This window comes from Bacillus sp. EB106-04-02-XG92 (genome assembly GCF_058791995.1).
In genome coordinates, this window is record NZ_JBYTEA010000001.1 from 20,867 (window position 1) to 32,704 (window position 11,838).

At 34.3% G+C, this 11,838-nt stretch carries 14 protein-coding genes; 4 read left to right on the forward strand and 10 right to left on the reverse strand.

The genetic code is table 11. The features are described from left to right. Positions 1-26: 26 nt before the first annotated feature. The 7 genes from AC3WVA_RS00110 to AC3WVA_RS00140 all read right to left on the reverse strand — a co-directional run bounded on the left by AC3WVA_RS00110 (position 27) and on the right by AC3WVA_RS00140 (position 6,262). Positions 27-254 (reverse strand): hypothetical protein, encoded by a 228-nt coding sequence (locus AC3WVA_RS00110; protein WP_000849106.1) that lies wholly within the window; start codon positions 252-254, stop codon positions 27-29. A 277-nt stretch (positions 255-531) separates the two neighbouring features. Next, on the reverse strand, positions 532-1,350 hold the full coding sequence (locus AC3WVA_RS00115) for an alpha/beta hydrolase (RefSeq protein ID WP_098881479.1): 819 nt from the start codon (positions 1,348-1,350) through the stop codon (positions 532-534). Positions 1,351-1,366: 16 nt separating this feature from the next. Beyond that, positions 1,367-2,188, reverse strand: coding sequence for an ABC transporter ATP-binding protein (locus AC3WVA_RS00120; protein ID WP_098345323.1), 822 nt, complete (start codon positions 2,186-2,188; stop codon positions 1,367-1,369). 14 nt (positions 2,189-2,202) lie between these two features. Then, the gene (locus tag AC3WVA_RS00125; RefSeq protein ID WP_048530376.1) at positions 2,203-3,225 is read right to left on the reverse strand and encodes a FecCD family ABC transporter permease; all 1,023 of its coding nucleotides are present in this window, start codon (positions 3,223-3,225) and stop codon (positions 2,203-2,205) included. Beyond that, the gene (locus tag AC3WVA_RS00130; RefSeq protein ID WP_417902491.1) at positions 3,218-4,225 is read right to left on the reverse strand and encodes a FecCD family ABC transporter permease; all 1,008 of its coding nucleotides are present in this window, start codon (positions 4,223-4,225) and stop codon (positions 3,218-3,220) included. Before AC3WVA_RS00130 ends, AC3WVA_RS00125 begins: the two co-directional genes overlap by 8 nt. A gap of 27 nt (positions 4,226-4,252) precedes the next feature. After that, on the reverse strand, positions 4,253-5,218 hold the full coding sequence (locus AC3WVA_RS00135) for an iron-hydroxamate ABC transporter substrate-binding protein (RefSeq protein ID WP_098881481.1): 966 nt from the start codon (positions 5,216-5,218) through the stop codon (positions 4,253-4,255). Positions 5,219-5,503: 285 nt separating this feature from the next. Further along, the gene (locus AC3WVA_RS00140) at positions 5,504-6,262 is read right to left on the reverse strand and encodes an exodeoxyribonuclease III (RefSeq protein ID WP_492321742.1); all 759 of its coding nucleotides are present in this window, start codon (positions 6,260-6,262) and stop codon (positions 5,504-5,506) included. Between the two features lie 154 nt (positions 6,263-6,416). Here AC3WVA_RS00140 and adaA point away from each other — a divergent pair, with 154 nt between their 5' ends. From adaA to AC3WVA_RS00155, 3 genes are read left to right on the forward strand one after another with little or no spacing between them, the layout of a single operon-like run. Then, on the forward strand, positions 6,417-7,013 hold the full coding sequence (gene adaA, locus AC3WVA_RS00145) for a bifunctional transcriptional activator/DNA repair enzyme AdaA (protein ID WP_048530382.1): 597 nt from the start codon (positions 6,417-6,419) through the stop codon (positions 7,011-7,013). Beyond that, positions 6,994-7,524, forward strand: coding sequence for a methylated-DNA--[protein]-cysteine S-methyltransferase (locus AC3WVA_RS00150; protein ID WP_098520156.1), 531 nt, complete (start codon positions 6,994-6,996; stop codon positions 7,522-7,524). Before adaA ends, AC3WVA_RS00150 begins: the two co-directional genes overlap by 20 nt. After that, positions 7,521-8,432, forward strand: coding sequence for a DNA-3-methyladenine glycosylase family protein (locus AC3WVA_RS00155; RefSeq protein ID WP_098881482.1), 912 nt, complete (start codon positions 7,521-7,523; stop codon positions 8,430-8,432). The genes AC3WVA_RS00150 and AC3WVA_RS00155 overlap by 4 nt, the downstream gene beginning before the upstream one ends. A gap of 37 nt (positions 8,433-8,469) precedes the next feature. Here the strand turns inward: AC3WVA_RS00155 and pepT are convergent, their stop codons facing one another. Continuing rightward, on the reverse strand, positions 8,470-9,702 hold the full coding sequence (pepT, locus tag AC3WVA_RS00160) for a peptidase T (RefSeq protein WP_098345317.1): 1,233 nt from the start codon (positions 9,700-9,702) through the stop codon (positions 8,470-8,472). Between the two features lie 178 nt (positions 9,703-9,880). On the opposite strand from pepT, the gene AC3WVA_RS00165 reads away from it, so the two are divergent. Next, on the forward strand, positions 9,881-10,525 hold the full coding sequence (locus tag AC3WVA_RS00165) for a YczE/YyaS/YitT family protein (RefSeq protein ID WP_048530389.1): 645 nt from the start codon (positions 9,881-9,883) through the stop codon (positions 10,523-10,525). Between the two features lie 91 nt (positions 10,526-10,616). Here AC3WVA_RS00165 and AC3WVA_RS00170 read toward each other — a convergent pair whose 3' ends face one another. Then, positions 10,617-10,934: a hypothetical protein gene (locus AC3WVA_RS00170; protein WP_098345316.1), complete on the reverse strand. Its 318-nt coding sequence runs from the start codon at positions 10,932-10,934 to the stop codon at positions 10,617-10,619. A 323-nt stretch (positions 10,935-11,257) separates the two neighbouring features. Continuing rightward, a complete protein-coding gene (locus AC3WVA_RS00175; RefSeq protein WP_098345315.1) occupies positions 11,258-11,833 on the reverse strand; it encodes a histidine phosphatase family protein in 576 nt (191 codons plus the stop codon). Positions 11,834-11,838: the final 5 nt, after the last annotated feature.

The window sequence follows — 11,838 nt, forward strand, 5'->3', positions numbered from 1 at the left end:
TGAGGCTCTTTTCTTCCTATATATAATTATTGTTGATCACATACTTTTGTATCATTCACTACTGAAGTTCCTTCAACGGTTACCGTATGAAAACAATCATTTACACGAACTGTCACGACATTATCTTGCCGATCAATAACGTGATATTCATTAAAATTTTTATTCAGAGCACTGCGAATTTGTTCTCCTTCATAAATTGGAATGCCATGTGATAAAACCCAAATAAGCCCAGCGATAGCAAGAATAGTTTTCATACGATCTACCTCCTTGAAAATATAGTGAACTTTTAATCCATGCTTTTGCAGCTCTACGAATCATGATTGGAATGAACTAAGCCTTTTTGGAAATAAGTTCATTTCGTCTATTTTATGTTTATGCTAATTGTGACCGAATTGTGACAACTTTTTGTCTCTTTAGACGAAAAGTTGAAACAAAACTTTCAAAAAGGACAATTCTACTTGCACAAACAAAAGGCTATGGAGAATTTCCCCATAGCCTTTCGTTTTCATTTGATTAGACAATTAATTCAATTTATACGTGACTAATAAATCTTAACCCTTTACTTAAAGAAGTCGGTACAACAGATGCGTGATTCTCCCCTTCAGCTTCATAAAACGTAAATCTAAACTGATCGTGCTTTACTTGGAAAAGGCGCTCTGATAATTCGTTTGCCCCTACAACCATATGCTCTCGTTCTAGTGACCCAACTGTAAGGAACACTCCCGTTTCAAACTTCGCACTATTTAATTCACTTATAAGATTCTCTTCTTTTTCAAGCACAGATTGGTTATTCCACCAAATAGATGGACTACTAATAAAATAATTTTGAAAGGCATTTATGTTTGTAAATAGTATATGTAAAGCAAATAAACCACCTAACGAATGCCCAAATAACGTTTGTTTTCCTTTATCAACCTCAAAGTCATTTTCGATTTGAGGCTTCAGTTCTTCTTCTATAAAAGTAAAGAAGTTATGTGCTCCTCCTGTTTTAGGCCACGGTTTGCCATCTGGTTTTAAAGGCGCATCTTTTGAAATTACGCTAGGCGTAAAATCATAGCATCTTTCTTCCCCTGAAAATGCCCCTTCAATTGGATATCCAATACCTACTATAATTGCTGGTGAAACACCTGTTTTTTCTGCTCTAACTGATTGTATTTTAACCGCTTCATGGAATGTTTGAAAAAAGGCATTGCCATCTAATACGTATATAACAGGATATCCTGAATCTGGTGCTGTTTGCCTCGGCTTTGAAATATGAATTTGATATTCCTTACCTTCTATTTTCGAATACATTTTCCACTGTTCCGTATTAGATGTTATAATCTGCTGTTTTTCAATAGTAGTATTCATCCTATATCCCCCCTTTTTAACTCGTTACATATATTTCAACTTTCTCTTCTTGAAGTGCAACGCTATCGTATCCAAAACAAACAGGAGACCCATTATACGGATCAATCATGACACGCGCATCAATATGAAATACTTCTTTTAACACTTCATTTGTAATGATTTCTTCTGGGATACCAGTTGTAACGATTTCCCCTTCCTTCATTGCAATAATCTCATCTGAAAACCTTGCTGCATGGTTAATATCGTGTAGTACCATTACGACCGTACAATTATGTTCTTTATTTAACTTCTCCACAATTTGTAATACATCTAATTGATGAGACATATCAAGATATGTCGTTGGTTCATCTAGTAGTAACACTTCTGTCTCTTGCGCTAAAGCCATTGCTAGCCATACCTTTTGTCTTTGACCACCAGATAGATTTGCTATTTGTCTCGTTCGAAATTCAGAAGTTTTCGTAATATCTAATGCCCAATCAATCGTCTCTTTATCTTTTGAAGTTAACTTATTTACGTTATTTCGATGTGGATAGCGTCCATAAGAAATTAATTCTTCTACTTTCAGCTCTCCTGGCGCAATTGGAGTTTGCGGTAGTAATGCTAACTGCTTTGCAATTTCTTTCGTTGGAATGGTATTTAAATCCTGTCCTTGTAAATATACTTTACCACTCTTTTGCTTTAAAATTCTTCCCATTGTTTTTAACAATGTCGATTTACCGCACCCGTTTGGCCCTATAATTGTCGTTACTTTTCCTTCTTGTATTTCCACATTTAAATCGCGAAACACTGTAAGCTTTTCATAACTCGTTTCTAAATTTTTTGCACTTAAAATACTCACTTTTATTCCTCCTCTTACGCTTTCGCCTTATAAAGTAAATATAAGAAATACGGTACGCCGACAATAGAAATAACGATTCCAACTGGTAACTCTACAGGTGTGAAAACTGTTTTTGCAATAAAGTCTGAAGCAATTACAAGGAACATTCCGATTACTCCGCACGTAGGAATGATATGCTTATGCTGAATACCGACAAGTCTTTTCGCTATATGCGGTGCCATTAGTCCAATGAAACCAATACTTCCTGAAACAGCCACACATGCACTAACAAGTCCGATACTACTTAGTAGTAAAATAGATTTCTCTCTTTCTACTGAAACACCTAAGCTTGTAATACTCGTTTCTTCCAATTGAAATAAATCTAATAAATAAGCTTTCTTTTGTATAAGCGGAATTAATATGATAAGCCACGGCAACATTGCAATAATATACTTCCAGTTTGCATTATATATACTTCCCGACACCCAAACTGCAGCCATCTCGAAATCAGTTGACTTCATTTTGAGTGATAGGTACATAGAAAATGCTCCAAATCCTGATCCAATTGCAATCCCTGTTAATAAAAGACGCTGCGAATCTAACTTACCGTTTTTCCAAGAAAACAGATAAATGATAATAGCTGCACCTAATCCGCCGACTAAACCAAACATCGGCATCATCATAATAGACATCCAGTCTGTGCTCTTTAATTGTCCTTGAAAGAAAAACATAAAGATGACGATTGCTGTTCCTGCTCCGGCATTTACTCCTAAAATACCTGGATCCGCCAGTCCGTTTCTCGTAATCCCTTGAATTACAGCGCCTGCAACGCCGAGGCCCAATCCTACTAATCCAGCAATTACGATGCGCGGGAGACGAAACTCAAAAATAACTAAATCATGATCTGGTACTGGATCTATTCTAAGGAGTGTTTTAAATACATCTGTAATCGTAATATCAAACGTGCCATTCGTTAAACTAATATAAATAGCACATAGTATTAAAAATATAATAATCCCCATCGTCATTCCAAAACGTTGACTTGAACTTTTAAGCATGTCTCTCTCCTCCTCTTGTACGGATTAAATAAAGGAAGAAAGGAATTCCAATTAAGGAAGTAACGACTCCAATTGGCGTTTCAAATGGATAATTTACAAACCTACTTAAAACATCACATAATGCTAAGAAAACCCCACCAATAACGCCTGCACATGGCAATATCCACTTATAATCTACCCCAATTATAAAGCGAGTAATGTGCGGAATAATTAAACCTACAAAACCAACTTTCCCCACTAAAGCAACTGCTGTTCCTGTTAAGAAAATAACTGATAAAATAGACATCGCTTTAACTAGTTTTGTACGTTGCCCTAAATTAATAGAAACTTCTTCTCCTAAAGAAAGAATCGTAATAGATTTTGATATTAACAGTGCTAAAACTATTCCAATTATCCCAAATGGTATCGTAATTTTAATAATATTTAGGTCCACTTGATCTAACTTTGCATTAAACCAAAAACTAACATTTTGAGAAATTTGGAAATACGAAGCCATCGCGGCAGATACACTACTTAAAAATGTTCCAATAACTGTTCCGATAATTGCTAATCGAACTGGTGATAAGCCATTTTGAAGGAGCGAACCAAAACCAAACACAATACCTGCTCCTAGCGCAGAACCAATCATTGAACATACAACCATACCAATTGATGACATTCCCGGAAGAAAAATCATACAAAGTGTAATAACAAAAGCTGCCCCATCCGTCACACCCATAATAGAAGGGGATGCAAGATAGTTTCTTGTCATCCCCTGCATAAGTGCTCCTGATATGGCTAGAAATGCTCCAACTAAAAGAGCTGCAACTACCCTTGGTAAACGTGAAGTAATAATAATATTATGATTTACATCGCTTGAATCAAAATGAAATAATGCATTCCACACTGTTTGAGCATCAATACTTTTGGCCCCATACAAAATAGATAGTATCACTGTAAATAAAATGAGTATGGGTGCAATACATAATATAGTCACTGGTACTGCATTTGTTTTCTGCATATCATTCAACGCACCTTACTTATTGTATTATTTAGATAACTTTTTCACTGCTTCTTTTAAGAATGCTGTTTTACTCCAAGCTGTACCACCTTGTGCCATTGGATCTACAACGTTTACAAATACTTTCTTTTCTTTCGCAGCGTTCATACTTTGCCAAATTGGATTCTTTTCAATCTCTTCTAGTACTTTCGGATTTTTATTTTCAGTTGTCTCATATTGTAAGAAAATATAATCTGGGTTAAGTTCAGCAAGTTTTTCAAATGAAATTTTCTCTTGTGCTTTTACCGTTTTTAGTTGTTCTGGAGCAGTTAATCCAAGATCTTTATAAATTACAGGGTTGAAATATACTCCTTCTGGATATAGGAATAATTCGTTTGCTCTTAGTCTAATGACAAGAACTTTTTTGTCTTTTAACTTATCTCCTAGTTTTGCTTTTGCTTTTTCAGCATCTGCATTGTAATCTTTAATAATTTTTTCCGCTTTATCTTTTTTACCAGTTAATTCTCCCATTAACTTTAAGTTATCTTCCCAATTTGTTGAAACGTGCGATACCGGGAATGTCGGAGCTACTTTCGTAAACTTTTCAGCTGTTTCTGCTGGGAATTTCGTACTAGATGTAATAACATCTGGTTTTAATTGAAGTAATGTTTCAAAATTCGGCTCCATTTTCTCACCAACAGATTTCGCACCCTCTAAATCTTTTTCAAGATACTTCGGTAATTTACCGCCTACAGTAATGGCACCAACTGGCTTAATACCAAGTACCGCTGCATCTTCCATTGACTCTAAACTAGCTGTCGCAATTTTATCTACTTTTGCTGGTACTGTATATTCTTTACCTAAATATGTAATTTTTCTTTTTTCGTCTTTTTTCGTTTCTGTTGCTTTTGTCTGTTGCTTTTGCTCTCCTGAAGTTTTATCCGCACTATTGCATGCTGCTAGCCCTACACTTAAAACTGTAACCATTCCTAATGTAAATAACTTCTTATTCATCTTTATATAACTCCTCTCGAATTTTCAATAAAATTTAACTATATGAAACTTGTCTTACATATATATTTCATTAGATTAATAATTCTATCCAGAACTCATTCTCGTTCACTTCCCCTAAACTATAATTCTTTTACACCTCATCCATTGATAATATTTTTCATTGATAATGATTATCGTTACTAAGTATATATTTAATATGCAATTATTTCAAGAAAGATTTGAAAAATTTTAACAAACTGAATAAAAAAAGAAGTATCCACCTGATGTTAGGAAGATACTTCTTTTTTAGAAATGTATATGTAATTCTACTGGGCAATGGTCTGATCCCATCACTTCACTATTAATTTTAGCCTCTGTTATTTTGTCTTTCATTCTTTCAGAAACAACAAAATAATCTAAACGCCATCCAATATTTTTTGCTCTCGCTCCCATACGATACGACCACCACGAATATGCACCTTCCTGATCAGGATACAGATAACGATATGTATCAATAAATCCTTCTTCTAAAATACGTGTAAATTTCTCTCGTTCCTCATCAGAGAATCCAGGGTTTTTACGATTACTTTTTGGATTTTTTAAATCGATTGCTTTATGAGCAACGTTTAAATCTCCGCAAAAAACAACTGGCTTTTTTTCATCTAATTGCTTAATATAAGTCCTGAAATCATCTTCCCATTTCATTCTGTAATCTAATCGTTCTAATCCACGTTTTGAATTTGGCGTATATAACGTTATCATATAAAAATCTTCGAACTCTAAAGTAATAACTCGTCCTTCTTGATCATGCTCTTCAATACCTAAACCGTATGTTACAGAAAGTGGTTCTTTTTTCGTGAAAATAGCTGTTCCTGAATAGCCTTTTTTCACAGCATAATTCCAGTATGTATAATATCCATCTAGGTTTAAATCAATTTGCCCATCTTGTAATTTAATCTCTTGTAAACAAAATATATCAGCATTTGATTCCTCAAGATATTCTAAAAATCCACCTTTTGCGATAACTGCTCGCAAACCATTTACATTCCATGAAATTAACTTCACTTATAGTCCTCCTCTTGATGTTTATTTCCAAATTTCATGCTATCACAAAATAGAAAAACAATCATATTTTCACCTTTGTAATCTTGCTCTTACATTTGTGAATACATACATACGTACTTTATTCAGGTTATACTAGCTTCAGAGGTGATGTTCTTTGCACAATGAAGGAGTTACGTTAACAAATGAGCATTGGCAAGCGATTATTCATAATGATTCTTCCTATGATAGTAAATTCTTTTATGCTGTGAAATCAACAGGAATCTTTTGCCGGCCGTCATGCAAATCAAGAATACCGAATAGGAACAATGTACGAATTTTTCATCATGCAGAGCAAGCATTAAGTGAAAACTTTCGCCCATGCAAACGTTGTAAGCCAAACGGAATCACTTTACCTAATGAAGAGTGGGTAGAACAAATTAAAGAGTATATCGAGAAACATTTTGATGAATTATTAACTCTCGACATACTTGCTGAAATGTGCCATGGTAGCCCATTTCATTTACAACGTACTTTCAAAAAAATGACAGGAATAAGCCCAATAGAATATATACAACAATTCCGGATTGTAAAAGCGGCAGAACAGCTATTACAAACAAATCAATCCATTAAAGAAATTAGTACTGCTGTCGGGATAGAAAACTCCGAATATTTCGCAACATTATTTAAAAAGAAAACCGGATTTACGCCTACTGAGTATCGAAAAAAGAACGAAATGAAAGAGGGATACAATAATGAATTCCTACAAAAATAAATTTATATATTGGATGCTACTTACACATAAGAATTGGCAGTTTCATATTGCTGCAACTGAAAATGGACTATGTTTCATTGGATCACAAGACGAAAGCTTAGAAGAATTAAATACATGGGCTAGAAAAAAATTGCCACAGCATATATTAACCTGTAATCCAGATTATCTACAAACATATACGAAAGAAGTTATCGAGTATTTAGAAAGCAAGCGAGAAACCTTTACATTCCCTATCGATACTTACGGAACTGACTTTCAATTATCTGTTTGGAATACGGTACGTGAAATTCCTTATGGGAAGACATATTCTTATTCAGAAATTGCCGAAAGAATACAAAAACCTACTGCTATACGTGCAGTTGCTACTGCTATTGCTGCCAACCCTCTACTTATTACAATTCCTTGTCATCGCGTTATAGGGAAAAATAGGAAACTAACCGGCTTTAGAGGTGGATTAGAAATGAAGAAAGAGTTGCTTACATTAGAAAAGTCGCGGGTAAAATGTATATGACAGCAGAATATACTAGCACTTTAACTTTAGCAGTTCCAACAGAATTTAGTTACCAAGAAAATGTACGCTATCTATCACGTTCTAACAATGAATGTATGTTCCACATTGAAAATAACAAAATTTATAAAGTTATCCCTGTTCACGATGTAAATCCTTTAGTTGAAATTAGTATGAATACGGATGGACATATTCAAATACGTTTTTTAGAAGAATTATATACATCTGAAGAATCGATACACAAAGCTGTAGCTAACTATGTGAAAGAGTGGTTTGATTTAACTACTGATTTAACTCCCTTTTATACATTAGCTAAACATGATGTACTCCTTCAAAGACCAATTGAACAATATTATGGCCTTCGTACTTTAGGTATTCCAGACTTATTTGAAGCACTTTCCTGGGGAATTATCGGTCAGCAAATTAACCTCACATATGCTTATACACTAAAAAGACGATTAGTCGAACACTACGGAAATTATGTAGAGTGGAATGATAGAAAACATTGGATATTCCCTTCTCCTGAAACGATTGCCAATTTACATGTAGATGATCTCAAAAACTTAAAAATGACGACTAGAAAGTGCGAATATTTAATCGGTATTGCAAAGCTAATTACAGAAGGAAAACTATCAAAAGAATCTTTACTACAAATACAAGACGTGAAACAAGCTGAAAAACAATTAACTGCTATACATGGTATAGGACCGTGGACTGCCAACTATGTTTTAATGCGCTGTTTACGATTTCCTTCCGCTTTTCCAATTGACGATGTTGGCTTGCACAATGCAATTAAATATATAACAGGTTCTGAAAGTAAACCGACTAAACAGGAAATAAAAGATTTTGCGGCAAATTGGATTAACTGGGAATCTTACGCAACTTTTTATTTGTGGCGAGTATTATACTAAAAAACCAAGTAGCGCATTTGCACTACTTGGTCCCTGTTTAAGCTTGTTCTTCGAATCGTCTTGCAATTTCTATAATAACTTGCACAGCTTTTTCCATAACATCTACCGAAACATACTCAAACTTCCCGTGATAGTTTTCACCACCTGTGAAAATATTCGGCGTTGGTAATCCCATATACGATAATTGTGATCCATCTGTTCCACCACGGATTGGATGAATATTTGGTTCGATATTTAAACTTTTCATTGCTTCATATGCAATATCAACAATTTCTCTCACTGGTTCAATTTTTTCAAGCATGTTATAGTACTGATCATTCATTTCTAAAACGACTGCATCTTGTCCATACTTCTCTTGCATTTGCTTCACAATATTTTCAACGTTATGTTTACGCGCTTCAAAATTTTCACGATCAAAATCTCTAATAATATAATACGCTTTACTTTGCTCAACATCACCATTTAAAGAAAGTAAATGATAGAATCCTTCATAACCCTCTGTATATTCTGGCGCTTCTTCCACCGGTAAATAGCTATTAAACTCCATCGCAAGTTTAGTTGCGTTACGCATTTTATTTTTCGCTGTTCCAGGATGTGTATTCGTTCCGTTAAACGTTAACTTAGCACCTGCAGCATTAAAGCTTTCATACTCTAAACCACCTAGTGGACCTCCATCCATCGTATAAGCACATGATGCACCAAACGCTTCTACATCAAAATGCGCTGGTCCACGGCCAATTTCTTCATCCGGCGTAAATGCAACTCTAATTTTCCCGTGTTTAATTTGCGGATTATGTATTAAATAGTTCATTGCAACCATAATTTCTGTAAGACCAGCCTTATCATCTGCTCCTAGAAGTGTCGTACCATCCGTTGTAATAATTGTATGCCCTTTATATGATGGTAATTCTGGGAACTGTTCTGGTGTTAACACAACATTTAGCTCTTCATTTAACGTAATCGCATTTCCATCAAAGTTTTCATGAATTTGTGGTTTTACGTTTTTCCCTGTAAAATCTGTTGCCGTATCTAAATGTGCTAAAAAGCCGATTACAGGAACATCCTTATCCGTATTAGCAGGAAGTGTTGCCATTACATACCCGTTATCATCCATCGTCACTTCTGTTAACCCAATCTCTTTTAACTCTTCCACTAATAGCTTACCAAATTCAATTTGTCCAGGTGTTGTTGGTACTGTATGACTTTCTTCATTTGATTGTGTATCAATTTTTACATATCTCGTAAATCTTTCAATAAGTTCTTGTTTCAAATTCATTCACTCCCTTGTATATTTCTTTCTCTATTATAATCCTTGAGACGAAATATTTTAACTTTTTTGGCTATGAAGATATATATTACATTTTCACAAACAATAAAAATTCATAATATTTGCTCACCACAACTCTAACATGTAACATACATAATTATAAATATGGGAGGTATTAAAGATGAGGCTCACCCTCTTTCACTATTTTCTTTTTTTCTTAGGATTAATTTTCTTTGGCCTTGGAAATGCTCTTGCAGTCAAAGTTAAATTCCTCGGTTTACATCCTTGGGAAGTTTTAAATATGGCTCTCTACCAAAGATTTGGATGGAGCATCGGTACATGGAGTGTTATATGCGGATTATGTCTCGTTCTCATTTCTTTACTAGTAGATCGAAAATATATAAATGTGGGTACATTTTTGAATGCACTACTTATCGGTCCCATTATGGACTTTTTCTTACAATCAAACATACTTCCAGACGCTAGTAATTATTTATGGATAAACTTACTCATTTTATTTTCCGGTATTGCAATTACAGGGATTGGGGGAGGGATGTACGTTGCGGCTGGGATCGGTGCTGGACCTCGCGATGGATTCATGCTTACTATTTCCGACAAAACAGGACTGTCTATTAGCCGTGCTAGAATTATAGTAGAATGTGTTGTACTAGTTATTGGATTTATGCTAGGGGGTCCTATTTTCATCGTAACTTTTCTGTACACCTTTATTCAAAGTCCAATCTTTCAACAATCATTTAAGATGTTTCAAACACTTTTACATACTTTACATAGCAAAAACAAAGAGCAAATTAATGAAAATTTATAAAACATCACTTAATACAAATGAATTCACCCTATTTACGATTCTCACCGCAAATAGGGTGTTTCTTTTTCATCTCACAATTTAAGAATATATACTACTCATTCACAATAAAAGTATATACATCGTTATAAATACAACCATTTACCCTAATAACGTACTTCCCAGGTTTACTAAAACGAATTGTGTATTTATTTAGCTGAATTGCTTCTTTATCTCCAGAAAGAACATCAATGCTTCTGCCACTTAATACATATAATTCATTTAGATTCATCGATACATCAATTGCATTGAAATTCTCCTCTTTCACTTGCTGTGCCTCCGCAGCACTTACACTTGGTTCTAAAAACAGTAGTCCACTTAATCCAATCGTCCCCGCTAAAGCAACTCCCGCAAACTTTTTAATCTTCTTCATCACAATGTCCCCCTTATAGATTTTGTGTAAAGGCGATTTTTCCCTTTACACCACAAAGCCTATATGTAATGAAATGAAAAGTAAACGGAGACCGTAAGACAAAATTCTACATCTTTTTCTCCAATTGAATATAAATCCATTGTTTGGAATTTTGTCACATTTAAAATTGTTTCCCTAAACCAAATTCCACATAATTTATTCAAATACTGAATAATTACTTATTGATTTAACATTCTAAAAACAGTTGATAAAAATGCATTCTATTTAAATAAGAATATTTTACTATAAAAGTATCTTTTACAAAAAAATCCATACAACCAATTTTATTCCGCTTTCCATAATCTCTCTACATTCATTAATTGTTCTTTTTTAAACTCCATCTTATATATATCTGGTTTTGACGTATTCATTAAAAATTCAAAATCATATTGTTTATCCAAATAGTTCATCATTAATGTCATGACAAGACCATGTGTACCAATTACAATTTTTTGTCCTTGAAAACCCATTAATATTTCTTTTAACACTTTCACTACCCGTCTCTGACAATCCTTATATGACTCTCCTTCCGTTCGTGTAAAGTCCGGATTAGAGAACATCTTCTTTACAAGTGGATACACTTCTTTATCTGATATAACCTGACCCTCACTTAAAAACATACACTCTTTGAGATTTTCATATACTACTATTTCTTTTTCATAGAAATTAGCTGCCCCTTCTATCGTTAACATAGCCCGATTATAGGGACTGGAAATAAAAGTATCAATCCTCTCCGCTTTTAATATGTCAGTTACTCTACGGGTATCCATATATCCCTTCTCAGTTAACCCACGTGTTCTTTCATCTCCTTCTAATTTTGGTGATTCACCATGCCTAACCATATAAATATATGTATTCATACTGC